The sequence below is a fragment of the Halomonas sp. XH26 genome, from assembly GCF_024138895.1.
Lineage (GTDB): Bacteria > Pseudomonadota > Gammaproteobacteria > Pseudomonadales > Halomonadaceae > Vreelandella > Vreelandella alkaliphila.
In genome coordinates, this window is sequence record NZ_CP071889.1 from 2302004 (window position 1) to 2327293 (window position 25290).

Below are 25290 nucleotides of genomic sequence, written 5' to 3' on the forward strand. Positions count from 1 at the left end.
ACGCGCTCCCGGCCATAGTGTGCAGTTGCGAGAATTCTACCTTATGGTGACGCGCATCAACACCGCTTACGAACGCCCTGTTGCTTTCGCATGGGAATGATCTGAATTGGCTGAGTCGCTGTGAGGCTAAATTCGAGAGCGCCATCCTGGGCGGTACTCCACAAGCAGCTCTGTTGTTGCCGAAAGCGGCGCACTACCGCGTCGACCGGATGGTTAAAGGGATTATCTTTCCCGGCACTAAAAATGACATGCCGAGGACGGCTTACTTGAACGAACTGAACACCCGAACTTGTATTGCTGCCATGATGCCCAGCCACTAACACGCTAATCGGCATAGTAACATTCGCTAAGATTCTCCTTTCGATGTCCTTGCCCGCATCTCCCGTGATCAGCAAACTCTGCTCACCAACGCTTACCTGAAGCACACAGGAGCGATCATTTGAGGACAGTACGTTATCTCCCTTTGGGGGCCATAACATCTTGTAGCCAATGCCATCACGCCGCCACTGCTGTCCTTGAACACACTCTGTACTAGCAACAGGCAGAAGCTCTCCATGGGGAGCCCACCACTGCGTTATTTGATGGTCTTTTAAGAGCGCACTAATCCCTCCCGCATGGTCGGTATCGGCATGACTGACAATAACGTGATCGAACGATTGACCTGGAGGCCAAAGAGTTTGCAATGGCATAAAACCACTGCGAAAGCGAGGTCCTGTGTCGTACAGCAATCGATAGTTGGCGCTACGTAACTCAATCAGCTGGCCTTGCCCGACATCATAAACAATGACGCGTAGCTCACCTTGGTTAAGCTGCTCATCCGCTGACCACCACGGAAAGCTTAACAGTAGCAGGGTCGCGCCAATACGTAGCCACCCCGGAACATTAGGGAGCCCCCAGCACAGCGAAATTAATAACAGTGCACCTACCAACGGGAATACCAATATTGACGGTGGCTGCCAAAGCGGCGCCCACTGCACGGTAATGACTAGCAACTGATGAAAAATCTGCAGTGCCTGCTCAAAACACCACCACACAAAAAGCCCTATTCCAGGCAGTGGCGATAGCACCCACCCCAATAACGCACTGGGTACCATGACGGAGCTGACCCAAGGTACAGCAACAAGATTAATCAGCGGGGCCGCAGGGGCAACTCTGCCAAACGCCACCAGCACTGCTGCCGCCATCAGCGGTGCGATGAGTAGTTGAGAACGCAGTAGCGCCCAGCACCACCCTTTGAGCCCTTGTGGGCGGGGGCGGCCTTGCCAAATAATAATCAACCAACCTACCGCAATAAACGATAGCCATAGACCGGGCCGCCACGGTGCAAGCGGATCAACCACTAACACTATCCCAAGTGCAAGCCACCAACCTTGCCAAGTTCCTGGTGCATGCCGTCCGCTAAGCACCCACAAGCCTAACAGCGTCATGATCATAGCTCGCATGGCAGGAGGCGCTAGTCCAGCTAACATGGCGTACCCCACAGCCGCCGCTCCTGCTAGCCACCAGGGCCAAACACGCAGACGCCAATTGGTAGGCGTCATCAGCCTGGCACTAAAACGAGCCAGCAGCAGCACAAATGAAGCGACAAGCCCAACATGCAATCCAGAGATAACCACTAAATGCGTCGTACCTGTTGCGTTGAGTAAGGTCCAGTCTTCTTGAGACAACTGCTCACTATCACCCAGCGTTAGCGCCGCAAGCCAGCGTCGAGTTCGCTCATGCAACGGTTGGCTAGACAGCGTTTCAATTGCTTTCTGACGAAGTGTTTGCGTAGCCCCCGACAAGCGTTCAGGCGTAGGCTCTTGCCGCACATAGCCCGTTGCATGTATGCCTTCGCGCCACAACCACTGCTGGAAATTAAACGTATGTGGGTTAGTAAAGCCACTGGGAGGGCGGAGCCGCAGCGTCATCCGCCAACGCTCCCCAACGAGGTAGCGTTGGTTGCCATAGGCACTTACTCGCACGCTACGCAGTGCGCTACAGCTCGGAAGCCCTTCAGGAGAGAGGCAGGATTCAACTGCCAGACGTATGCGTGACGACCCCGCTTCCTTTTGAACATTGATTACTCGAGCCTGCAGAGTGACATCTTCACCACTGAGCCCAGATGGCAAACGGTACCCCCACTCTTGCTGCACGCTGATAAAAACCCAGCTTGAAATAACCAACCAAATTAATAAGCTACGGCGAAAAACAACCCCGAAAAGCGCCACCACCAACACACTAGGCAAGAGAACCTGTAGATGCGCTTCAGGACCGCTTAACCACGCTGCTAGCGCACCCATCAATGCTGCCAAGGCAGCAGGTAGTGCAGCGCCTAATTGCATATCCCCTCCTTGGAACTGGGTCATTCATACCCACGCCATAGCCGAAGCACGCTGCTATATGGATAATAGGATATACCAATTGAAAGAGTACCTGACATGCCGCGCCGTTTCCTGCAGCGCTACATGCCAAAACCCGACACATTAAGGCGACAGCGCTCACTACGCTTTATTGCGCCGTTAATTGCGGATCCTGGGTTATGGCTTTTAACACGTCGAAGCGTCGCAAACGCGTTCAGCGTGGGGCTTTTTTGCGCCATGCTGCCTATACCGTTTCAAATGGTAGTTGCAGCACTAGGGGCAAGATTTAGCCGTTGCAACCTGGCACTTTCAGTAGGGTTGGTGTGGATTACGAACCCGCTCACTATGCCGGTTATTTTTTATTTTAATTATCGGATTGGCACGTTTCTGTTAGAAGCACCAGTAAGGGAGGCGCCATCGCGCATATCAACACCCTGGATTGCAGAACAAATGCACGACATCCTGCCACCGCTAATGCTTGGATCATTAATTTCTGCCTTGCTATTAGCCATGATTGCCAATATCGTCATACGGCTAATTTGGCGCTGGCATGTTTCCCATCACTGGAAGCGCCGCCGCCTGAAGAGACGGCAGCGCCGAGCTTGTATTGAATCAGAGTTCGACGACTAACCCCCTAGGGTATTAGTCGTTGTTCTGCTCAATTAACTGCCCACTATCCAGCCTTAATACCCGATCCTGATGGGCAGCCAAACTGACATCATGAGTCACAATAACAAACGCGCAGGCGCTCTCTTTAGCCAATTCGTCCATAAGCGCTAATATGGTACTTGCCGTGGTTTGGTCAAGGTTCCCAGTAGGCTCATCCATCAGCACAAGACTAGGGTCTGTCACTAACGCACGAGCAATGGCCACCCGCTGACGCTCACCACCCGAAAGCTCGCCAGGCTTATGATCAGCCCGCGCCTTCATGCCCACCCGCTCAAGCAGCTGCATAGCGCGCTGCTCCGCTGCCTTTTTAGACTGGCCACGAATAATTAACGGCAGCGCGGCGTTCTCTACCGCAGTGAACTCAGCTAGCAAGTGATGAAACTGATAGACAAAGCCGATATAGCGGTTTCGAAAACGGCCTAGTGCCGCTTCGTTAAGACCGGCTAACGGCTCACCAGCAATCACTACGCTACCAGCGCTAGGCCGATCGAGCCCTCCCAGCAGGTTTAACAGCGTTGTTTTACCCGAGCCTGAGCTCCCTACAATGGCAACACGCTCTCCAGCATGTACCTTAAGCTCAAGCTGATCTAATACGGTAAGATCTTGAGGGCCTTCGCTATATACCCGTGTCAGGCTGTTACATTCCAACATAACTGTTGTTGAGTGCTGTGTACTTGAGGTCATCGTTGCTTCCTTATTCATAACGCAGTACATCGGCAGGCTGAACCCGAGCGGCCCGCCAAGCGGGATAAAGCGTCGAGAGGAAGGTCAGACCAAAGGCAGCGATGACAATATCACGCACATCACTCCACTGCAGTTGAGAGGGCAAGTCACTAATAAAGTAAACCCCGGCATCCAAGAACTGAATACCGAAAGTTGTTTCAAACCAACTGATCAAATCAGAGATAGTCAGTGCCAGGAGAACACCCACAGTAACGCCAATCGCAATACCTATCAGACCGATGGTGAGCCCTTGCACGATAAAAATCCCCATGATCGAACGTGGGGTGGCGCCTATGGTTCGTAAAATGGCAATATCCGCTCGCTTATCGGTCACTACCATCACTAGCGTAGACACTATATTAAACGCGGCAACGGCAATAATGACCGTAAGCAGCAATGCAATCATGCGCTTTTCCATCTGTATCGCTTGAAATAGACTGCCATGGGAAGCAGTCCAATCCGTACCGCGGTACCCTGCGCCAAGTTCGTTAACGATCGCTTGCGTTTCACTGCCAGCCACGAACAGGTCATCTAGTTCCAGCCGTAGGCCACCCACCGCGTCGCCCAGGCGCGCTAACGTTTGCATATCTTCAATATTGGCATAGGCCAGATTAGCGTCTAAATCAGCGCCTACACTAAAGATACCGCTAACAGTAAATCGCTTAAGTCTTGGAAAAACCCCCGCAGGCGTAATCGATGCCTCTGGAACAAGTAGCGTGACGCGATCACCTACCCCAACGCCCAACCGACGTGCCAGCATAGACCCCAGCACTACGTTCCACTCACCAGGCACCAGATCAGAAAGCTGACCTTGGCGCATATGCTCACCAATAATCGACACTTGATCTTCCCAGTCTGGATGGATGCCATTCACCATAGCGCCTTGGTTTCTACCACCCGCTGAAAACATTCCTTGCTGTTCAACATAAGGCGCTGCACCAATGACTCGCTCTCGCTCAACAAGCTGTTCTGCTAACGCCTGCCACTCAACTAACCCTGCTTGTGATTCAATTTTAGTGTGAGGCACCATTCCCAAAATTCGAGTACGGAGCTCGTGATCAAAACCATTCATCACCGACAGCACAAGAATGAGCACTGCCACGCCAAGCATCAACCCCAGCATTGAAGTTAGCGAAATAAATGAAATAAAGTGGTTCCGGCGTTTAGCGCGCACGTAGCGCAGCCCCACCAGAAAAGGCAAACGATCAAGCATGGCATCATTCCTTAGTAATAAGCGTCCATGGTACGGTTTTTTTAGCATGGGTGCATGTACGAACGCTGCGTTAGAGTAACAAGTCTGCCTACCGTTCCCTCAAGCACGGTAACGCTTGCATGTTGCTAAGCAAGCCCCTAAATTGCGCCCATTCTTCTTGTCGTTAGGGCAAGGATTTTTTCGACTATTAAGAGCATTCGTGACGTTGGCTAACAAGACTTACCGTTTATTGCCCGAGTGGTCCCCCCAAGACGGCTTGCAACTGACTTGGCCCCGCCCAGACGGCGACTGGGCACCGCTGTTATCGCGCATCGAAGCAACACTTGAGCGTATCGTGATTGCCGCGACACGCTATCAGCGCGTGTTAATCAGCGTTCCTGATGACACCACCCAGCGCCGCTTGGCTGAGACGTTTGAGGCCTATGGCATTGCCCAACAACAACTGATGCTCATTGTCGCTCCCACGGATGACACTTGGGCCCGAGACCATGGGCCGATCACCGTGGTGGACGAAGCGCAGCAGCCACTCATGCTGGATTACACGTTTACTGGCTGGGGCGGTAAATTTCCTGCCAAGCATGACAATCGCCTCACTCAGTGGCTGGATGATGCAGGGGTGTGGACCTGCCCCATCGCTCCACGCAGCATGGTGCTAGAAGGCGGTGCGATTGAAACCGACGGAGAAGGCACGCTGCTAACCACTGAGGCCTGCCTACTGAACCCCAACCGCAATCCGTCACTCTCGCGTACGGATGTTGAAGCCCAGTTAGCGGAAGATTTTGGCGTCGATCGAGTCCTATGGCTAGCAAATGGGCATCTTGAAGGTGACGATACTGACAGTCATGTTGATACGCTCGCGCGCTTTTGCAATCCCTTTACCATTGCGTATGTCCGCTGCGACGACCCGACCGATCCTCACTATCCAGCGCTAAACGCAATGAAGCAAGAGCTCATGGCGTTTCGCCAGCGCAACGGCGAGCCCTACCAATTAATTGCTTTGCCGTGGCCACAAGCCTGCTTTGATCCTGAAGATGGTCATCGCCTCCCGGCTACCTACGCGAATTTTCTAATTATCAATAATGCCGTACTGGTGCCCACGTACGGCGATCCCGCCGACCTGATCGCGCTGCAAGCGTTGAGTATTGCCTTTCCAGAACACACCCTGATTCCTATCGAGTGTAATAGCGTCATTCGTCAGCATGGCAGCCTTCACTGTTTAACCATGCAGCTACCGAAAGGCACCCTTGCCCCTGCGCTTAGTCAATCCTAAGGAGCCATCATGTCTAACAGCTTAACCGTCGGTGTTGTTCAACAGCCAGCGTGGCCAGATAAAGCACGTAGTCTTGCAGCCAGCGAAGCAGGCATACGCTCAGTTGCTAGCCAAGGCGCACAATTAGTGTTGCTGCAGGAGCTGCATGCCACGCACTACTTTTGCCAGTACGAAGACCCTGCACTGTTTGATTTGGCTGAACCACTAGACGGCCCTACTGGTCAGCACCTAGCCGAATTAGCCAAGGAGTTGAATATTGTGCTGGTGGGGTCGCTGTTTGAAAAGCGTGCGGCAGGGCTTTACCACAATACAGCCGTCGTTTATGACCGCGCAAAAGGACGTGTAGGGCAGTACCGTAAAATGCACATCCCAGATGATCCGGCCTTTTACGAAAAGTTTTACTTTACCCCTGGTGATTCTGACGACGGACGTGGCCAAGGCTTCACGCCTATTGACACCTCTGTTGGGCGGCTAGGCATTCTGGTTTGTTGGGATCAATGGTACCCGGAAGCGGCACGCTTAATGGCACTAAGTGGTGCGGAGCTGCTTCTCTACCCCACGGCCATCGGCTGGGATCCAAGTGATGATGACGCTGAAAAAGCCCGCCAGAAAGATGCTTGGACAATTATACAGCGCTCCCATGGCGTCGCTAACGGGCTGCCCGTGCTGGTCGCTAACCGAGTCGGCTTTGAACCCGACCACTCTGGCGTTGGTAACGGCATTGCGTTTTGGGGAGGAAGTTTTGTATGCGGCCCACAGGGAGAAATGCTAGCGCATGCAGGTGAAGAGACGCAGCAACTAGTCGTCAACATCGATATGGCGCGTAGCGAGAACACTCGGCGTATTTGGCCTTATTTGCGCGACCGCCGCATTGATGCTTACGGTGACTTAACACGCCGCTATCGCGATTGATAACCCACTCGCTAGATAACCAATCTCGACTGATAAAAACACAAGCTGGTAAAAACATAAGCAGGTAAAAACATAGACGCCTGCTCTCATCGAGAGCAGGCGCAGCGTTCAAAATGCTAACGTGTGGCGATTGGCTTTGGCTTTACTTCCAAAAATCACGAATAGACGCAATTCCCTGAGCGCCAACAGCGCGTGCATGGTTAGCATCAAAACGTGTCATACCACCCAGTGCAAATACCGGCATACCAGCACGTTCCACTAGCTGCTGGAAGTCATGCCACCCCAGTGGCGCCACTTCAGGATGCGAAGGCGTAGTGCGCAACGGCGACAGCGTGACAAAATCACAACCCAAAACCGCAGCCTGAGAAAGTTGCTTTTGATCGTGAGTCGACGCCGAGAGCCATTTATTTTCTGCAATCGGGCGACGCTCAAGGTCCATTAACCGTGCGCTGGTTAAATGAATACCGTCAGCATCAACAGCGTCAAGTAGTGCAGGCTCTCCATTCAGCAACAGCTTCGCATCGTACTGACGGCAAAGGCGCAGCGCGCGCTCAGCACGGGCAATGTATGCCGCTTCATCAAGATTTTTTGCCCGCAGCTGTACGAGTCTGACACCATCTTCACTAAGCGCTCTTTCTAACAAGCTATCGAAACGCTCTTCGTCAGCTTCTTCGCCGGTAATCAGGTAATCAGTGGGCAACATCACCGCACGCAAAATAGGCAAGTTAGCGGCAGGGAAAGGATAGTTCACCAACTCTTCCATAGGCACCCAGCGCACAGCCTGCCCCTCGCGGCCAAACGGCTCACCTGCAAACTCTTGGACTTGCCAAACATCTAGCAGGATGTGCTTATCAGGATACTCATGATGAACGCGGATAAGTGGCCGAGCCCGTACAATCTCGACGCCAAGCTCTTCGTGAAGCTCACGCTTGAGACCTTCCAACCCTGTTTCATAAGGCGCCAGCTTGCCCCCAGGAAACTCCCATAGGCCGCCTTGATCGACATTAGAGGGCCGACGCGCAATCAGCACCCGCTTCTGATCGGCGCTGATCATTGCAGCCGCCGCGACATGAACTCGTCGTTTTACCATTACACTCATTACGTCTTTACCCACTTTTTGCGCGCCGCCCTAACCAAAGACGACGCTATCTCGCTGCATTAGCACGTCACTGCAACTGTTTTGGCTACTTTTCAGTGCGCTTCAGCTACGGTAATCCGCGTTGATAGTCACATAGTCATGAGATAGGTCCGAGGTCCACACAGTGGCACTCTCTTCACCACGGCCCAAATTAATGCGAATGATGATCTCTTCCTGCGCCATGACAGCGCTGCCCGCTGCTTCTGTATAACTGTCGGCACGGCCGCCCTGTTCAACCAAGCGAACGTCACCTAAATCAATCACGACTTGATTAACATCGAATGCCTCAACCGGCGCGCGCCCAACAGCGGCTAGAATACGCCCCCAGTTAGCATCAGAAGCGTAGAGCGCAGTCTTCACCAGCGGCGAATGAGCAACGGTAAAAGCGACATCCAAGGCTTCCTGCCGAGTGGTCGCTTCATCCACCTGGAGCGTCACAAACTTAGTTGCCCCTTCACCATCACGAATAATCGCTTGAGCAAGCTCGGTCATGACGCATTGCAGCGCATTGCGGAAAATGGCCACCTGCTCTTCATTTTCGATGCGAGCGCCGGTACCTGTCGCTGCCAACATGCACGCATCGTTGGTTGATGTATCGCTATCGACAGTGATGCAGTTAAAGGAGTGATCTACCGTTTCACGTAACAAACTTGCTAACAACGGCTGCGCAATCGCCGCATCCGTTACCACAAAGCCCAACATGGTAGCCATATTAGGCTTAATCATGCCTGAACCTTTGGTAATACCGTTGATCGTGACCTGCTGATCGCCAATTGAAACGGTTGCCGTTGCGCCCTTGGCACGGGTATCCGTGGTTAGAATTCCCTCACCCGCTTGCTGCCAAGCAAGGCTAGTATCCGTTAAGGAATTTAGCGCATGGGGTATACCGGCAAGCAGGCGCGTCATGGGCAGAGGTTCACCTATCACGCCGGTTGAAAAGGGCAAGACCTGGCTTTTATCAACGCCCATTTGCTCAGCAAGCGCTTCACAGCTGGCATAAGCATCCTGCAAGCCTGATGCGCCAGTACCAGCATTGGCATTGCCAGTATTTACCAGCCAGTAGCGAGGCACACGCCCTGCGCTTGTACACGCTTCAAGATGCGCTTTCGCAACGACCACTGGGGCAGCGCAAAACGCATTACGAGTAAAAACCCCAGCTACCGTGGCAGTTTCAGGTAGCTCAATCACCACAACATCACGGCGATCCGGCTTTTTAATACCTGCCATTGCACTACCCAGGCGCACCCCATTAAGGGGTGGCAATTCCGGAAAAGCAAGATTTCCCACCGCCATGTTTTTCTCCTTTGCGCTCAATTTCGCCACGCGTGATTAGCTTAGTTTTCCGCAGCACTGCTTATATTTTTTACCGGACCCACATGAGCACGGATCATTGCGCCCTACTTTCGGTCCTTCACGACGCAGCGGACGACCATCAGTCCCTGGCGCTTCCTGTGAAACATCGTCCTGCTGGGCATTAGGGTCGTCGTGGCGGCTTGCTGCTGTCGCACGTTCACGTACTGACTCTTCACGGCGCTTTTGCTCTAACGCATCAACCTCTTCAGGCTGACGGACCTGAACATGGCTTAAAATACGCGTAACGTCAGCTTTGATGTTCGTTAGCAGATGCTGGAACAACTCGAAGGACTCTCGCTTGTACTCTTGCTTAGGGTTCTTCTGGGCGTAGCCACGCAAATGAATGCCGCGACGCAAGTGATCCATCGACTGAAGATGCTCTTTCCAACGGGTATCCAATACCTGGAGCATTACTTGCTTTTCAAAACGGCGAATCAACGTGGCACCAGCAGCCTCAATTTTGGCTTGATACGCATCGCGGTGCATCGCTTGTAAACGCTCACGCAGCTTCTCTTCACTGAAGCGCTCATCCTCTGCCGCCCACTGGGTAACAGGAGCCTCAAGATTGAATTCAGTTTTAAGATGCGCCTCTAACCCAGGCAAATCCCACTGCTCAGCCAGGCTCTGAGGTGGCACATAATCACTGATGGCATCTTCCATGACTTCTTCACGAATACCGATAACGGCGTCGGAAACCTCATCAGCGGAAAGAATTTCATTTCGCTGTTCGTAGATAACTCGGCGCTGGTCGTTAGCGACATCATCGTATTCGAGCAACTGCTTGCGGATATCAAAGTTACGCCCCTCTACTTTTTTCTGGGCGCGCTCAACAGCGTTAGACACCATCTTGTGCTCAATCGCCTCACCGCGTTCTAGCCCGAGAGCCAGCATCAAGCGCTTCACTCGGTCAGAACCAAACAAACGCATCAAACTGTCTTCTAACGAGAGGAAGAAGCGTGTAGAGCCTGGGTCACCTTGACGTCCCGCACGACCACGCAACTGGTTATCAATACGACGGGACTCATGGCGCTCAGAACCAATCACATGCAAACCACCCGCTTCTAAAACACCGTCATGACGCTTCTGCCACTCCGCCTTGAGAGCATCAATCTGTTCTTGGGTAGGATTTTGCAGCTTAGCTGCTTCTGCTTCCCAGTTCCCCCCCAGGACGATATCGGTACCACGACCCGCCATATTCGTTGCAATAGTAATGGCGCCAGGACGACCTGCTTGAGCGATGATTTCTGCTTCGCTTTGGTGCTGTTTAGCATTCAGCACATTAAACGCCAGGCCAGCTTCGCGCATAAGGCGAGCTAGGTACTCAGAGGTTTCAATCGAAGCAGTACCGACTAGAACAGGGCGTCCCGCTTCGGTTTCGGCCCTCACATCTTTAATAATCGCTTCGTATTTCTCTTCCGCACTCAGATAAACCAAATCATTCAGATCTTTACGAGCAAGCGGTCGGTTCGTTGGAATGACGACCACATCCAGGCCATAAATTTGCCGAAATTCGAACGCTTCGGTATCAGCGGTGCCGGTCATACCTGCGAGCTTTTCATACAAACGGAAATAGTTCTGGAAAGTAGTCGATGCCAGTGTCTGGCTCTCTCGCTGAACCGTCACCCCTTCTTTCGCTTCAACCGCTTGGTGCAGCCCTTCTGACCAACGGCGTCCCGGCATAGTACGCCCAGTATGCTCATCAACGATGACGACCTGGCCTTCAGATACGATGTAGTCAACGTCTAAATGATAAAGATGCCGTGCGCGCAGCGCGGAATGCATATGCTGAAGCAAGTTTAGGTTTTGTGCGGCATAAAGCGATTCGCCCTCGCCCAACAGCCCTTCGGCACGCATTAGCTCTTCAACTTTGTTATGCCCCTGCTCGGTAAGCTCTACCTGCTTTTGTTTTTCATCAAGCAGGAAATCTCCCGTGACCGGCGCATCACTGTCCTCAGAGGCTTCACCTTGCTCTAACTGTTGAGCCAGGCGATTCACAATGCCATACAAATCAGTGTTTTCATCCACTGCGCCTGAGATAATTAACGGCGTACGGGCCTCATCAATTAAAATAGAGTCAACTTCATCGACAATGGCGTAATGCAGACCACGCTGCACTTTATCCTCAAGCGCGAATGCCATGTTGTCGCGCAGATAGTCGAAACCAAACTCATTGTTAGTGCCGTAAGTGATGTCACACTGATAGGCATGGCGCTTCTCTTCACCCGTTTGACCAGCATAGATAACGCCTACCGATAGCCCAAGAAACTCATACAAGGGCCGCATCCACTCAGCATCACGGCGAGCAAGGTAGTCGTTAACGGTGACAACATGCACACCCTTGCTTGGCAGCGCATTTAAATAGACGGCAAGCGTCGCCACCAGGGTTTTACCCTCACCGGTTTTCATTTCCGCAATACGGCCACGATGCAACGTCATGCCACCGACCATCTGGACGTCAAAGTGGCGCATTTTCATTACCCGCTTACTGGCCTCTCGCACGACGGCAAACGCTTCGGGCAATAAACTATCAACAGACGCGCCTTCTGCTAATTTTTGACGGAGCAGCCCTGTTTTTGCCTGCAACTCAGCGTCACTCACCCCTTCAAGCGCTTGCTCTAAAACGTTAATACTGAGCACACTTTTTTGCATGCGTTTAACGTCGCGATCATTTTTAGAGCCAACGACTTTACGTAACAAATTATTAATCATGAAAGTTCCAAATCTTCACGAGCGCTCCATTCAGGCGCGCCCTTTATATAAGGCAAATAAGGGTAAATTTAGTAAACGGACAGCTGAGCTGGCGGGCCACGAGGGGTCAGCACATCAATCGCGGCAACCAATCGACGTGGGATATGAAGAAAGTAGCGGGAACAGTGCAAGACGACAGGATGGATACGCGCTTTTTTTCTTACCCAGCGGCGCAGCGCAAAGCGCTTCTTAGCGATCCATTCAGATTGGGCACGCAGCATTGCGGGTACCCAAAAGCAGATGATGACGCCGCGTTCACCACTACGAAATGCATCTGAAGGATGTAAACTAGCAGGTAACAAACAGCTCACTAAGAGGCCTGCCAGCCACCAACGCGCTAGGCCATTTCGGCGTTGCCGCCGCGGCGAAGCAGACAAAACATCTGGCGTTGATGACATGCTGTGGACTGGCTCCCGAGCGTGTTAGGCTCTATCAATTAAAAGACAATACAGAACGCTGGTGGCAACCGTGAGTGTGGCGCAGCCAGCAACGTTCCAGGAATCAAGTTAATGAGTATAAAGGTTAAGCGATCCCGCGCACAGCCCATTACCCAACTGCTGACCAAGTCGGGCAGCGCTGGACAGCTTATGCGACAGTCCCGCTTAATTGATCAGGCTCAGCGTCATTTACGCGCCCACCTTCCTGAAGCAATGCGTGAGCATATTTTCGTCGGGGGCTTTCGGGACGGCCGATTGACGTTAATAAGTGGCCAAGCAAGCTGGTTAACGTGGTTACGCTATGAACAGCCGCGATTGCTAACCCTACTGCATCAGTTGCCAGGGTTTGAAAGCGTTACCGGCTTTACCCTGAAAGTGCGGCCCGTTCGGCCAATTGAAAGCCCCAAACGCTACACGCGCACCCTCTCAGAAAATGCAGGAAAAACGCTGACCGAATGCGCTAAAGACACTGACAACCCCTCACTTAAAAACGCCCTGGAGCGCCTTGCGGCGCATGCACCTAATCATTCAGATGACAAACATTCATAGCCACGTATTGCCAGTGCCAATACGCAAAAAGCACCGCTAAAGCGGTGCTTTTTACTATTGCTGTATGCTTACTCACCCGCCCAACAAGCGTTCAATCTATGCCATTGCAGGTGCCGAGTAAGAGATAGGCGCAACCGCTTTATCTTCTTCAAAAGTGACGATTTCATAGGCGTCGGGCTGCGCCAATAGCTCGCGGCACAACTGGTTGTTGAGCGCGTGTCCCGATTTAACACCCTGGAACTCGCCAATCAAACTGTGGCCCAGCTGGTACAAATCACCAATAGCATCCAGCACTTTATGCTTGACGAACTCATCGTCGTAACGCAGACCACCTTCGTTCACGATGCGGTAGTCATCCACAACAATAGCATTATCTAAGCTACCACCAAGCGCAAGATTATTGGAGCGTAAAAATTCGAGATCGCGCATAAACCCGAAGGTACGTGCACGAGAAACCTCTTTAACAAACGACGTCGTTGAAAAATCGATCAACGCAGTTTGTTTTTGCTGCTCAAACACAGGGTGATCAAAGTCAATTGCAAAAGAAACTTTAAAGCCTTGATGCGGCAAAAAAACGGCTTCTTTATCGCCATCACTGACGGCAACGCGGCGCTTAATTCGAATGAATTTCTTAGGCGCATCTTGCTCTAAAATGCCCGCCGACTGAATTAAGAACACAAAAGGGCTGGCGCTGCCGTCCATGATAGGCACTTCAGGCGCACTTACATCGACATAGGCATTATCAATGCCCAATCCAGCAAATGCCGACATCAAATGCTCGACCGTCGCGACTTTCACACCCTTGTAAGAAAGAGCAGTGCATAATGTGGTGTCTTCCACCAATTCGGCACGGGCCGGTACGTGAACCACAGGCTCCAGGTCGGTCCGGATAAACACAATTCCGGTATTAGCTGGCGCCGGGCGCAAAGCCAAGTGGACTTTTTTGCCAGAGTGCAGACCCACTCCGGTAGCGCGAATGACGTTTTGTAATGTGCGTTGTCTGATCATGGGCAGTGGTCGAACTCTAATGACGGCGGTCACCGGCAAAAGTGCCGACAAGTACCGCTAGGGGAAAGAAGGTTAAGAAACAGTGTTCACTTTAACAGCAAACGAGCGTTTTAACCAATAAAACTCTCGTTTACTGTTTCAATGACCCCGATAGCGTCAGTTAATCTGCCTGACGGCGTAAAAATGCGGGAATGTCCAAATAGTCATCTGCATCAGGGGTGCGACGCTTCTCGGAACGAGGCTTCGCAGCTGGCTCAGGCGCTTCTTTACGCGCCGTTGCCTGCTGACGCATGACAGTTGGCTGTTGCAACTTGCGGTAATCTGATGACGCTTCAGCAGCAGACCGACGCACTGGCTCACGTGAAGCAACTTTACCTTTGTTACCATCCAGCCCAGCAGCCACCACGGTCACACGCAGCTCATCGGACATTTCCATGTCGATAGAGGTACCCACCACAATGGTCGCTTCCTGAGAGGCAAACTCTTGAACTGTAGCGCCTACGTCATTGAACTCACCGATCGACAAATCGGGACCGGCAGTAATATTAACCAAAATACCGCGAGCACCGTGCAGATCAATGTCTTCAAGCAGCGGGCTACGAATGGCTTTTTCAGCCGCTTCGCGAGCACGATTTTCGCCAGTTGCTCCACCTGTGCCCATCATCGCCATGCCCATTTCTGACATAACGGTGCGTACATCAGCAAAATCGACGTTAATAATGCCCGGACTGGTAATCAACTCTGCGATACCTTGAACGGCTCCCAACAACACATCGTTAGCAGCGCTGAAGGCGGTTAGCAGCGTGGCGTTCTTTCCTAGCACAGAAAGCAGTTTTTCGTTTGGAATAGTGATCAACGAATCAACGTGCTCAGAAAGCTCTTTCATACCTTCTTCTGCGGCGCGCATGCGCTTCGGCCCTTCAAACGGGAAGGGCCGAGTTACCACAGCAACCGTCAAAATACCTAACTCTTTGGCAACCTGAGCAACGACAGGCGCACCGCCGGTACCTGTACCACCACCCATGCCAGCCGTGATGAATACCATATCTGCACCGGTTAATAACTCAGCGATGCGATCACGGTCTTCCATGGCTGCTTGGCGGCCGACTTCAGGATTGGCACCAGCCCCAAGCCCCTTGGTGATTTCACCACCAAGCTGCAAGACTGTTTTTGCAGACACTCGCTTAAGCGCTTGAGCGTCGGTGTTAGCGCAGATAAACTCAACGCCTTCGATATTACTTTCGACCATGTGGTTGACCGCGTTGCCACCGCCACCGCCAACACCGACCACTTTGATGACCGCACTGCTCGAGGGTGCGTTATCTACCAATTCGAACATAAGCCCCGTCTCCTGAACCGCGCTTGCGGCCCTGTCAGAAATTTCCTTTGAACCAGCCTTTAATTCTTACCAGCGCCGATTGACCTTCCTTGATATCACGCCTGACGACTTCGTTGCGCCCTTTATGCGCAGCAACGACTTCCCCGTGGCTTTCTAGGCCTTGCCCATGTCGCGCTTCTTGCAATGCATAATGCAGTAAACCCACACCTGTTGCATAAATTGGATTGCGTACCACATCAGCCAACCCTTTGACATTTTGCGGACATGCAATACGAACAGGCATATGAAAAATCTCTTCTGCCAATTCGCTAACCCCTTCCATACGCGAGGTGCCACCAGTGAGCACAACACCAGCAGCCACCATATCTTCATAGCCACTACGGCGTAATTCGTCTCTCACCAACGTAAATAGTTCCTCGTAACGCGGCTCAACCACTTCAGCAAGTGCCTGTCGCGATAAATCACGAGCCGGACGATCTCCTACGCTGGGAACTTTAATCATTTCATCGCTTGCCGCTAGCTGTGTCAGTGCGCAAGCGTATTTAACTTTAATCTCTTCGGCATGCTGCGTTGGCGTGCGCAATGCCATTGCTATGTCATTAGTGACTTGGTCGCCCGCTATCGGTATAACGGCAGTATGGCGAATGGCACCTTCACTGAAAATGGCCATATCAGTGGTCCCCCCACCAATATCCACCATACAAACGCCTAATTCTCGCTCGTCTTCGGTAAGCACCGCCATACTAGAAGCTAGCTGTTCAAGAATAATTGCGTCAACGGCCAGACCACATCGCCGAACACATTTCTCAATATTTTGAACGGCGTTCAATGCCGCTGTCACAAGGTGAACCTGCGCCTCTAAACGAACGCCTGACATTCCTAAAGGTTCACGGATACCACCTTGAGCATCGATTGAGAACTCTTGGGGCAATACATGTAATACACGCTGCCCTTCCGAGACCGCACGTGCGCGGGCTGAGTCAATAACGCGCTCAATATCGGATGGTGTGACTTCCCTTTCTTTAATCGCAACCACGCCGTCTGAGTTCATTGAACTGATATGGCTACCAGCAACGCCGACATAGACAGAGTGAATATCACAACCAGCCATTAATTCCGCTTCTTCAACAGCGCGCTGAATAGATTGCACTGTTGATTCGATATTAATGACCACACCACGCTTCATGCCGCGTGATGGATGAGAGCCGATACCCGCTATCTCAATCCCGCCGTCATCGGTGGGTTGACCGACTATCGCGACGACTTTGGACGTTCCAATGTCCAGCCCGACAACCATATTGGATGCGTTGGGTGAGCCTGCCATGAGTCGGATAATCTCCTAGAAAAATTTTAAAAAAACTTGTTAGTCGTAACTGCGCCAACATTGTTAAAACGGCGATACAAAATCACACGTAATAACATTGACGCCTACCGTAATATCAAGCCAAATGCTGATCGTAATTAAATAAAAAAGCCCATAAAAAAACATCAGCTATAACATAGTATAGAAACAGTACTGACAATACGACTAGCGCACGCCTACGATAATCGCCTTTGTGTGCGATTTAAACCCTATTCATGGCTTTTCGCTGTTGGCAACCACTTACATTTACCTACTTTTTGCACATTGTAAGTCGCTTATTACTCATTCTCTTCTGCAAAGTCACTTTCTCCGTGCCAGGCAACTGCAACACCATTGGGGTAACGCAAATCGATATAGCGAATATGTTCCCCAACCTGAGCAAGCTCACGCTGCCACGATGCCGACAAACGAGCTAGTCGGATTTCATGCTGACGTCTTCCTAACATTACCCAGGCACCATTGCTTAACTGGAGCCGCCATGCACCACGGGGCTCTAAGCGCAATTGAGAAAGTGACAACGATAATCCCTGGAAATGAGGCGTTAAGCGGCGATAATAGGTAAGCACCTCTTCACCACTTCCCGTCGGCCCAGCCAAATCAGGAAGCCCTTGAGGCACGCCTAGTGGCGCAAACGCAAACGACTCACCTTTGGGGTTAAGTAGAAAATCATCGTTCCAGCGGGCCACTGGCGTTTGCTCTACCAGCTCAAATACAAGTGCATTTGGCCACTCTCTGGAAATTCTAACCTCATTCAGCCAGCCAATTCTCAACGCACGCCTACGCAACTCACCTAAATCTGCCGAGAGCCAAGTTGCCTCTTGAACGAGCGGCGCTAGCTGAGTACGGAGGTAATCAGCACTCACATACTCCCACTCGCCACGAATAGACACACGCTCAATAGGCTTATCTAACCATAGCCATAAGGCACGCCCACCAGCACCGAGCAACAGTGTCAGCAATATGAGGCCTAACCACGCATTACGCTTCTTCATGAGCAGCTGCGTTGAACCGCAGTATTCAATATACTCAACACCAACTGATCAAACTCTATGCCCGCATGCGCTGCCGCTTGAGGCACTAAACTATGATCCGTCATTCCTGGCACAGTATTAACTTCAATGAGCCAAAACTTGCCCATCGCATCGCGCATCACATCTACACGCCCCCAGCCTTCGCCACCTACAGCATCAAACGCTTTCTTGCATAGCTCCGCCAAGGCCTGCTCATCACTAGATGCTAAGCCACTGGGCAGGTGATACTGAGTAGTGTTAGCAATGTATTTCGCTTCGTAATCATAAAAACCGCCTGGGACTTCGACACGAATTGCCGGCAACACGTCATTACCAAGCAGAGCAACGGTATACTCTTCACCTACAATGAACCGCTCAGCCATAACACGGGCGTCATAGTTCGCCGCCTCGTGATAAGCAGCTTCTAATGCTTCCTGGCTTTTAACGATACTAATCCCCAGCGTGGAACCTTCGTGAACAGGCTTTACCATCATTGGTAAACCTAATTGCGACACCACCATAGACCAATCAGATGTGTCGCTGAGCATGATGCTTTCAGGTGTGGGTAACCCTACAGCCTGCCAAACCTGCTTCGTACGCTGCTTATCCATTCCTAACGCTGACGCCAGCACCCCACTGCCGGTGTAAGGCAGCCCTAAAAGCTCTAGCGCTCCCTGCAGCGTACCATCTTCACCACCACGACCATGAAGAGCCACAAAAACAGCCGTTGGGGCAAGGCGTTCTAGCCCTACCAAACCCTCTTCTTTTGGATCGTAGCCAATGGCATCGATACCTTGACGCTTTAATGCGTCAAGCACAGCTGCACCGCTTTTAAGCGACACTTCGCGCTCTGCTGAAGTACCGCCATAAACAACAACAACGCGTGCCAAGGGGTCATTCAATGACATTGCTGTACTCATAGCTCTACCTTATCTAGCGCCAACTTGGCTTGCGCGAAACGCAGCGAAATACCACCCACATCACCGGCACCTTGAGTAATAAAGATATCCCCAGGGCGCAGAAGTTTGCTTAACAGTGCAGGTAGCTCCTGTTTATGCTCAACGAACACTGGATCGACTTCTCCTCGCTGACGAATAGACCCAGCAAGGGTGCGGCCTTCGGCGCCTGGAATCACGGCTTCCCCAGCGCTATAAACATCCAATAGAACGAGCGTATCCACTTGAGAAAGCACACGAACAAAATCTTCATAAAGATCGCGGGTGCGACTGTAGCGATGCGGCTGGTACAACATGACCAGTCGACGATCCGGCCAACCTGCACGAACCGCCTGAATGACCATGTCAACTTCACGGGGATGGTGCCCATAATCGTCGACTAACATGATCTCGCCATCAGCCTTGGGGGCGCTGAAGTGGCCATGCACTTGAAAACGGCGCCCTACACCAGCAAAACTTGCAAGCCCACGAAGAATGGCATCGTCGCTGACCCCAGCATCCGTTGCTACAACAATCGCCGCCATAGCGTTTAACGCATTATGGCGACCAGGCATTGCTAGCCGAATAGCTAATGGAGCAGCTTCCCCAGGACGCACTGCGGTGAACGAGACTTCACCGCCTTGCTGAGTGAAGTCCACAATGCGGTAATCAGCATCTTCATCGAAACCGTAGGTGACAAACTGACGCTTCACCTGATCACGCATCGACCGAATGTTAGCGTCATCAATACACAGCACTGCCAGCCCGTAAAACGGCAAATTATGCAGAAACTCGATGAATGTGCTTTTTAAGCGCTCAAAATCCCCACCATAGGTCGCCATATGGTCTGCATCTATGTTCGTCACAATAGAGACCATTGGCTGAAGATGAAGAAAAGACGCATCCGATTCATCAGCCTCAGCGACTAGATAATCACCCTCCCCCAACCGAGCGTTAGCGCCAGCACTGGTGAGTTTTCCACCAATCACAAAGGTGGGATCCAATCCGCCTTCCGCCAGCAGCGTTGCCGTCAAACTGGTTGTAGTCGTCTTGCCATGGGTTCCTGCGACAGCAATACCATGGCGAAAGCGCATTAGTTCGGCCAGCATTTCAGCACGCCTAACCACGGGCACACGATGCTCATGAGCCCAACGGATTTCAGGATTTGTTGCATCAATGGCGCTGGAGACAACCACGACGTCAGCGCCTACCACATTCTCTTCAGCATGACCGATAGCAACGTTAACGCCACACTGACGAAGGCGCTCAACAACATTCGATGCCTTCATATCGCTACCGCTGACGCTGTAACCCTGATTCGCGAGCACCTCCGCGATTCCACACATACCTGCGCCACCGATACCAACAAAGTGCAAACGCTTAATACGGCGCATACCAGGGCCGCTTGGACGGACACCTGAGTGCAACGTATTATTAATAGAGTCGGTCACGCAGTCTCTCCTTGTTTAACCAGCGCTAAACATCCCTTTGTAAGACGCTCAGTCGCCTCTAAGCAAGCCGCTTGGCGGGCTTTAGAAGCCATATCTGACAAAACGCTCGGGACTAATAGCTCATCTAAATAGTGTGTTAATCGCTCGGGGGTCAGTTCAGACTGTGTGACACAAAGTGCCGCCCCGGCCTTTACTAAAACGCCAGCATTGACTCGCTGATGATCATCAACAGCAAATGGAAACGGCACTAGCAAGGCGGGCTTTGCAGCTGCGGCAAGCTCTGCCACTGTTAGCGCTCCGGCACGGCAAACGACTAAATCTGCCCACTTATACGCAGCCGCCATATCGTCAATAAAAGGAGTGACATCTGCCACAATTCCATGCTCGACGTAGGCGCTTGCCGTCGCCACATCTCGGTCTTTGCCCGCTTGATGGCGAACATCAGGGCGTCGTTCTGGAGGCAAGCCCGCCAACCCGGGCGGTAAACGTTCATTCAATGCGACCGCCCCTAGCGAGCCACCAACAACTAATAACCGCAGCGGACGAACGGCCAGTTCAGAATCACTTCTTGGATGCTCACCCAGTGCAGCAATATCTTCTCGCACCGGATTGCCAATCACTTCTGCCTTGTCACCAAAAGCCTCGGCAAACGCCGCGTAAGTGCGTGTCGCCAATTTCGAGAGCACTTTATTGGTCAGCCCAGCAATAGCATTTTGCTCATGTATCACTAATGGCACCCTGGAAAGCCACGCCGCCAGCCCACCAGGGCCACTGGCAAAGCCACCTAACCCAACCACCACATCAGGATTGAAGCGGCGAATTACCTTTCGCGCTTGCAGTACGGCTTGGGAAAGGTTCAGCGGCGCCTTCAGCCAGCCAGCTACTCCTTTGCCACGCAGACCGCTTATGTCGATGGTATGAAGCGTAATACCTGCTTCTGGCACTAGGCGATTTTCGATCCCTCTTGGGCTTCCCAGCCATTCAACGTCGACATTGTGGGCTTTGAGCGAACGTGCTAATGAAAGCGCCGGAATAACATGACCTCCGGTACCTCCCGCCATAATTAAAATGCGTCGACGTGCGTTCGTCGTCACAAACAACTCCTTGAGTAGTTACGGTAACCGAGGTTCATGGCGTGACTTATAGGGTGTTGATACACGACGCGGACGGTGACGCGTCTCTGCATCTACGCGCAACAACAAGCCCATCATCATACCGGTTACCAATAAACTTGAACCGCCATAGCTAATCAACGGCAATGTTAGCCCTTTCGTTGGCAACAGCCCCGAGCTTACCGCCATATTGATAAATGCCTGAGCTGCGATAACGAAACCTATGCCATAGCTGACATAGGCACCAAATAAATGGCCTGCCAATTCTGCGCGACGACCAATCAACATCGCCCTGGTAATGAGCAAGGTAAATAGTAGTACAACGAGAATGGCCCCTATCATGCCAAGTTCTTCTGCGATGACAGCAAAAATAAAGTCTGTGTGAGCTTCAGGCAGGTAGTGAAGTTTTTGCACACTATTACCTAAACCAGTACCGGTCACATGCCCACGACCGAAAGCAATCAGCGCCTGGGTAAGCTGATAGCCAGTCGCAAACTGATCAGCCCAGGGGTCCAAAAAGCTCGTCCAGCGCGCTAAGCGGTAAGGCTCCATAACGACCATCATGACGGCACCAACAGCCAATACGCCACCACTACCAAATAGCAAGGTAAGTGAAGCGCCGCTCATCATTAACATACCAATAACGCACACGGTATATACCACCATGCCGCCAAAATCGGGAGCAAGAAAAAGCAGCCCTGCCGGAATGGCAAGCACCGCTAAAGGTCGCCACATACTTAATGCACGTTGGCGCAGATCATAGGTAAAGCGAGACATGAAGGCGGCCATGTAAAAAATCAAACCGATTTTTCCAAGCTCCGAAACTTGCAGGCTCGGTAAGGGGCCAGGCAGTGAAATCCAGCGTTTACTGCCGTTAACTTCCTGACCAATCACGAGCACCAGCACTAGCATGATAATGCTCACTAGCAAAATTAGCGCTGCGTTTTGCCGCCATGCTTCCAAAGGAACACACAGCATAAAAAAACAAGCCAATATAGCCAGGAGTAGAAAAATGCCATGCTGCCGAGAGTAGTGATAGCTGTTTTCCAGCAGACCTACCGATGCTGAACTTACCATCACCCAGCCTAACCCAGCTAACGCTACGGCGGCGGCGATCAACCACACATCGGAGGGTAAATGTCGCGTTGTCAAAGTATCGCGGATACGCTGTACTCGGCTCATAACCTCTCTCCTGAGTGATTACGCTGTTTATGCTTTTGCTCAACCCAATCCCGAAAGGCATCGCCTCTCGCTTGGTAATTAACAAACTGATCTAGGCTTGCGCAGGCGGGTGACAGCAATACACAGTCGCCGGGCTCAGCTATTTCCCAGGCCACTTCCATAGCTTGAGTTAAATCGTGTACTAGATGCACTGGAACAGCAGATGACAAAGCGGCTTCAAGACGGAGTGCGTCAGCGCCAAATAGCACCGCAGTTTTGGCACACTCTGCTAATGGCATTGCCAGGGGGGTAAAATCAGCACCTTTACCGACACCACCGGCCAATAATATTACTTTCCCTGTCAGCGACGCGCTAATGCCTTGAATCGCGGCTAGCGTAGCGCCAACGTTAGTGCCTTTTGAATCATTCACCCACATAACGCCATTGATACGAGCGATAACTTCACTACGATGGGGCAGCCCCTTAAAAGCAGTTAATGCTTGGCACATCGGTGCTTTTGCGAAGCCCAACGCCTTACCCATTGCCAATGCTGCTAGTGCATTGGCATAGTTATGTCGCCCTGCCATATTGAGAGCTTCTGTGCTAAGCCAAGCAGTATCACCTTGGAACAGCGTTAACTCGCCACCTTTTTCAACTACTCCCCAGTCATTAGCTGCGGGTGCGAAGGCCGTAAAACGCTCTACATGATCAACAGGCGACTCTGGCCAAGTGAGCGCGTCATCCGCGTTGACAATGACTGATTGTGCACCGCGAAAAATACGCTGCTTAGCGCGGCGGTAACCCACCATATCTCCATGACGATCTAAATGATCTTCACAGAGGTTTAAAAAAGCAGCCGCTTTAGCACCCAAATGAGGCGTTGTTTCCAGCTGAAAACTTGAGAGTTCAAGGATGTAAAGCTCGGCATCTGGGTATTCAGCTAATAAATCCAATGCAGCCGTACCCAAATTGCCACCCACCGCAGCTTTAACACCAGCAACTCTAGCCATCTCGCCGAGTAACGTCGTAACAGTTGACTTGGCATTAGAGCCAGTAATAGCGGCGACCGGCGCATTCACCGCGCGAACAAACAAAGCAATCTCACCTACCAGCACGGGCTCCCCCGTTGCTGGATTATAACGCTCTAGCAAGCCATCAAGCCCTGGCGAATGAGGATCTACACCAGGGCTGACAACCACTTCGTAGGCATCTGTAAAATCAAGCGCCGTTAACGGACCACAATAAACCTCAACATTGGGGTTCTCGTTCTGAAAAGCGTGTAGCCCCGGAGGTTCAGCTCGCGTATCTGCTACCATAAATGGCACGCCTTGACGCGCCAAATGCCGACAAATAGCTTGCCCAGAAATCCCCAGGCCAATAACAACGGTGACTCCATTTGCGACTCGCACGATGACCGGCTCCTTTGTGCATCACGCTAATAGTGGCAACACTGCCGCTATTACTTTGCTAATCATCGAACTTTAAGCGTAGCCAACCCTAACAGCACCAGTACGACGGTAATAATCCAGAAACGCACAATTACCCGCGGCTCTGGCCAACCTTTCAGCTCGTAGTGGTGATGCAACGGCGCCATACGGAAAATACGCCGACCGGTAAGCTTATAAGAGCCAACTTGAAGAATCACCGAGACCGTTTCAAGCACAAAGATACCGCCCATAATAAACAGCACAATTTCTTGGCGCACTATAACGGCGACAACGCCTAGTGCGGCACCTAGCGCCAGCGCCCCTACATCTCCCATAAACACCTGAGCGGGATAAGTGTTGAACCACAAAAAACCCAGGCCCGCACCAGCAATAGTGGCACAGAAAACAGCCAACTCGCCGGTGCCATGAATAAAAGGAATATGTAAATAGTTGGCAAACACAGCATTCCCACTTGCATAGGCAAATACGGACAAGCCCATTGCCACCAGTACAGTGGGCATGATCGCCAGGCCATCAAGACCATCCGTGAGATTGACTGCGTTAGAGCTGCCAACGATCACAAAATAGGTCAACACGATATAGAACACGCCAAGCGGCAACGCGACATCTTTAAACATCGGGATCAATAAGCTAGTTTCAGCCGGTGTAGCGGCCGTGAGATAAAGCACCAAGGCAGCGCCAATACCCACCACCGACTGCCAGAAATACTTCCAACGAGCAGGTAATCCACGCGGGTTCTTTTCAACAACCTTGCGATAATCGTCGACCCACCCAATAGCCCCGAAACCTAATGTGACCAGTAGCACCACCCAAACATAATGATTGGTTAAATCGCCCCAGACCAGCGTACTGATAGCAATAGCCAACAATATCATTGCCCCACCCATAGTGGGCGTACCTGCTTTAGACAAATGAGATTGAGGGCCATCATCACGAATCGCTTGGCCAATCTGACCTTCAACTAATCGGCGTATAACCCAGGGCCCAAGCCACAGGCATAGCATGAGGGCCGTTAGCGCTGCGAGAATGACACGTAAGGTTAAATAGTTAAAAACTTGGAAAGCAGACTGATATTGGGCTAGAAAATTCGCCAGGTGAAGTAACATGAA

General features: G+C 51.8%; 21 protein-coding genes. 4 read left to right on the top strand and 17 right to left on the bottom strand.

All coding sequences use genetic code 11. The features are described from left to right. Positions 1-56: 56 nt before the first annotated feature. A complete protein-coding gene (locus tag J4377_RS10690; RefSeq protein WP_253485504.1) occupies positions 57-2324 on the bottom strand; it encodes a DNA internalization-related competence protein ComEC/Rec2 in 2268 nt (755 codons plus the stop codon). Positions 2325-2420: 96 nt separating this feature from the next. Between J4377_RS10690 and J4377_RS10695 the strand changes: the two genes are divergently transcribed. Continuing rightward, on the top strand, positions 2421-2972 hold the full coding sequence (locus J4377_RS10695; RefSeq protein ID WP_198349120.1) for a DUF2062 domain-containing protein: 552 nt from the start codon (positions 2421-2423) through the stop codon (positions 2970-2972). A 12-nt stretch (positions 2973-2984) separates the two neighbouring features. On the opposite strand, the gene J4377_RS10700 is transcribed toward J4377_RS10695, so the two are convergent. Further along, the gene (locus J4377_RS10700; protein ID WP_198349121.1) at positions 2985-3695 is read right to left on the bottom strand and encodes an ABC transporter ATP-binding protein; all 711 of its coding nucleotides are present in this window, start codon (positions 3693-3695) and stop codon (positions 2985-2987) included. Between the two features lie 10 nt (positions 3696-3705). Continuing rightward, on the bottom strand, positions 3706-4947 hold the full coding sequence (locus tag J4377_RS10705; RefSeq protein ID WP_253485506.1) for a lipoprotein-releasing ABC transporter permease subunit: 1242 nt from the start codon (positions 4945-4947) through the stop codon (positions 3706-3708). Between the two features lie 199 nt (positions 4948-5146). Between J4377_RS10705 and J4377_RS10710 the strand changes: the two genes are divergently transcribed. Then, positions 5147-6217: an agmatine/peptidylarginine deiminase gene (locus J4377_RS10710; protein WP_253485507.1), complete on the top strand. Its 1071-nt coding sequence runs from the start codon at positions 5147-5149 to the stop codon at positions 6215-6217. Positions 6218-6226: 9 nt separating this feature from the next. Beyond that, positions 6227-7129, top strand: coding sequence for a carbon-nitrogen hydrolase (locus tag J4377_RS10715; protein WP_038485366.1), 903 nt, complete (start codon positions 6227-6229; stop codon positions 7127-7129). Positions 7130-7271: 142 nt separating this feature from the next. Here the strand turns inward: J4377_RS10715 and J4377_RS10720 are convergent, their stop codons facing one another. From J4377_RS10720 to J4377_RS10735, 4 genes are all read right to left on the bottom strand, one after another. Further along, positions 7272-8219, bottom strand: a complete 948-nt coding sequence (locus tag J4377_RS10720; protein ID WP_038485369.1) for a Nudix family hydrolase — start codon at positions 8217-8219, stop codon at positions 7272-7274. A 111-nt stretch (positions 8220-8330) separates the two neighbouring features. Then, positions 8331-9560 (bottom strand): bifunctional glutamate N-acetyltransferase/amino-acid acetyltransferase ArgJ, encoded by a 1230-nt coding sequence (gene argJ, locus J4377_RS10725; protein WP_038485373.1) that lies wholly within the window; start codon positions 9558-9560, stop codon positions 8331-8333. Positions 9561-9596: 36 nt separating this feature from the next. Continuing rightward, positions 9597-12329: a preprotein translocase subunit SecA gene (gene secA, locus J4377_RS10730; RefSeq protein WP_253485509.1), complete on the bottom strand. Its 2733-nt coding sequence runs from the start codon at positions 12327-12329 to the stop codon at positions 9597-9599. Positions 12330-12397: 68 nt separating this feature from the next. Continuing rightward, positions 12398-12766 (bottom strand): hypothetical protein, encoded by a 369-nt coding sequence (locus J4377_RS10735; RefSeq protein ID WP_038485379.1) that lies wholly within the window; start codon positions 12764-12766, stop codon positions 12398-12400. A 111-nt stretch (positions 12767-12877) separates the two neighbouring features. On the opposite strand from J4377_RS10735, the gene J4377_RS10740 reads away from it, so the two are divergent. Then, positions 12878-13354: a DUF721 domain-containing protein gene (locus J4377_RS10740; protein WP_038485381.1), complete on the top strand. Its 477-nt coding sequence runs from the start codon at positions 12878-12880 to the stop codon at positions 13352-13354. Positions 13355-13450: 96 nt separating this feature from the next. Here J4377_RS10740 and lpxC read toward each other — a convergent pair whose 3' ends face one another. The 10 genes from lpxC to mraY form a co-directional block, all read right to left on the bottom strand. Beyond that, positions 13451-14362 (bottom strand): UDP-3-O-acyl-N-acetylglucosamine deacetylase, encoded by a 912-nt coding sequence (lpxC, locus tag J4377_RS10745; protein WP_038485384.1) that lies wholly within the window; start codon positions 14360-14362, stop codon positions 13451-13453. A gap of 160 nt (positions 14363-14522) precedes the next feature. Then, positions 14523-15701: a cell division protein FtsZ gene (ftsZ, locus tag J4377_RS10750; protein ID WP_038485387.1), complete on the bottom strand. Its 1179-nt coding sequence runs from the start codon at positions 15699-15701 to the stop codon at positions 14523-14525. A 34-nt stretch (positions 15702-15735) separates the two neighbouring features. Continuing rightward, entirely contained in the window at positions 15736-17025 is a 1290-nt protein-coding gene (gene ftsA, locus J4377_RS10755) for a cell division protein FtsA (protein ID WP_038485391.1), read from the bottom strand. 317 nt (positions 17026-17342) lie between these two features. After that, positions 17343-18056 (bottom strand): cell division protein FtsQ/DivIB, encoded by a 714-nt coding sequence (locus J4377_RS10760; RefSeq protein WP_038485394.1) that lies wholly within the window; start codon positions 18054-18056, stop codon positions 17343-17345. Beyond that, the gene (locus J4377_RS10765; protein WP_038485397.1) at positions 18053-18994 is read right to left on the bottom strand and encodes a D-alanine--D-alanine ligase; all 942 of its coding nucleotides are present in this window, start codon (positions 18992-18994) and stop codon (positions 18053-18055) included. Before J4377_RS10765 ends, J4377_RS10760 begins: the two co-directional genes overlap by 4 nt. Continuing rightward, entirely contained in the window at positions 18991-20403 is a 1413-nt protein-coding gene (gene murC / locus J4377_RS10770) for a UDP-N-acetylmuramate--L-alanine ligase (protein WP_095603312.1), read from the bottom strand. The genes J4377_RS10765 and murC overlap by 4 nt, the downstream gene beginning before the upstream one ends. A gap of 53 nt (positions 20404-20456) precedes the next feature. Beyond that, a complete protein-coding gene (murG, locus tag J4377_RS10775) occupies positions 20457-21554 on the bottom strand; it encodes an undecaprenyldiphospho-muramoylpentapeptide beta-N-acetylglucosaminyltransferase (protein ID WP_084183740.1) in 1098 nt (365 codons plus the stop codon). Positions 21555-21572: 18 nt separating this feature from the next. Further along, positions 21573-22754, bottom strand: a complete 1182-nt coding sequence (gene ftsW, locus J4377_RS10780) for a putative lipid II flippase FtsW (RefSeq protein ID WP_253485511.1) — start codon at positions 22752-22754, stop codon at positions 21573-21575. Beyond that, entirely contained in the window at positions 22751-24145 is a 1395-nt protein-coding gene (gene murD / locus J4377_RS10785) for a UDP-N-acetylmuramoyl-L-alanine--D-glutamate ligase (RefSeq protein WP_253488133.1), read from the bottom strand. The genes ftsW and murD overlap by 4 nt, the downstream gene beginning before the upstream one ends. Before the next feature lie 59 nt (positions 24146-24204). Beyond that, on the bottom strand, positions 24205-25287 hold the full coding sequence (gene mraY / locus J4377_RS10790; RefSeq protein WP_038485409.1) for a phospho-N-acetylmuramoyl-pentapeptide-transferase: 1083 nt from the start codon (positions 25285-25287) through the stop codon (positions 24205-24207). Between the last annotated feature and the right edge of the window lie 3 nt (positions 25288-25290).

Coding starts and splice junctions, on each gene's coding strand:
- J4377_RS10690 (WP_253485504.1), bottom strand. CDS start 2,324: ATGCAATTAGGCGCTGCACTACCTGCTGCCTTGGCAGCATTGATGGGT.
- J4377_RS10695 (WP_198349120.1), top strand. CDS start 2,421: ATGCCGCGCCGTTTCCTGCAGCGCTACATGCCAAAACCCGACACATTA.
- J4377_RS10700 (WP_198349121.1), bottom strand. CDS start 3,695: ATGACCTCAAGTACACAGCACTCAACAACAGTTATGTTGGAATGTAAC.
- J4377_RS10705 (WP_253485506.1), bottom strand. CDS start 4,947: ATGCTTGATCGTTTGCCTTTTCTGGTGGGGCTGCGCTACGTGCGCGCT.
- J4377_RS10715 (WP_038485366.1), top strand. CDS start 6,227: ATGTCTAACAGCTTAACCGTCGGTGTTGTTCAACAGCCAGCGTGGCCA.
- J4377_RS10720 (WP_038485369.1), bottom strand. CDS start 8,219: ATGGTAAAACGACGAGTTCATGTCGCGGCGGCTGCAATGATCAGCGCC.
- argJ (WP_038485373.1), bottom strand. CDS start 9,560: ATGGCGGTGGGAAATCTTGCTTTTCCGGAATTGCCACCCCTTAATGGG.
- secA (WP_253485509.1), bottom strand. CDS start 12,329: ATGATTAATAATTTGTTACGTAAAGTCGTTGGCTCTAAAAATGATCGC.
- J4377_RS10735 (WP_038485379.1), bottom strand. CDS start 12,766: ATGTCATCAACGCCAGATGTTTTGTCTGCTTCGCCGCGGCGGCAACGC.
- J4377_RS10740 (WP_038485381.1), top strand. CDS start 12,878: ATGAGTATAAAGGTTAAGCGATCCCGCGCACAGCCCATTACCCAACTG.
- lpxC (WP_038485384.1), bottom strand. CDS start 14,362: ATGATCAGACAACGCACATTACAAAACGTCATTCGCGCTACCGGAGTG.
- ftsZ (WP_038485387.1), bottom strand. CDS start 15,701: ATGTTCGAATTGGTAGATAACGCACCCTCGAGCAGTGCGGTCATCAAA.
- ftsA (WP_038485391.1), bottom strand. CDS start 17,025: ATGGCAGGCTCACCCAACGCATCCAATATGGTTGTCGGGCTGGACATT.
- J4377_RS10760 (WP_038485394.1), bottom strand. CDS start 18,056: ATGAAGAAGCGTAATGCGTGGTTAGGCCTCATATTGCTGACACTGTTG.
- J4377_RS10765 (WP_038485397.1), bottom strand. CDS start 18,994: ATGAGTACAGCAATGTCATTGAATGACCCCTTGGCACGCGTTGTTGTT.
- murC (WP_095603312.1), bottom strand. CDS start 20,403: ATGCGCCGTATTAAGCGTTTGCACTTTGTTGGTATCGGTGGCGCAGGT.
- ftsW (WP_253485511.1), bottom strand. CDS start 22,754: ATGAGCCGAGTACAGCGTATCCGCGATACTTTGACAACGCGACATTTA.
- mraY (WP_038485409.1), bottom strand. CDS start 25,287: ATGTTACTTCACCTGGCGAATTTTCTAGCCCAATATCAGTCTGCTTTC.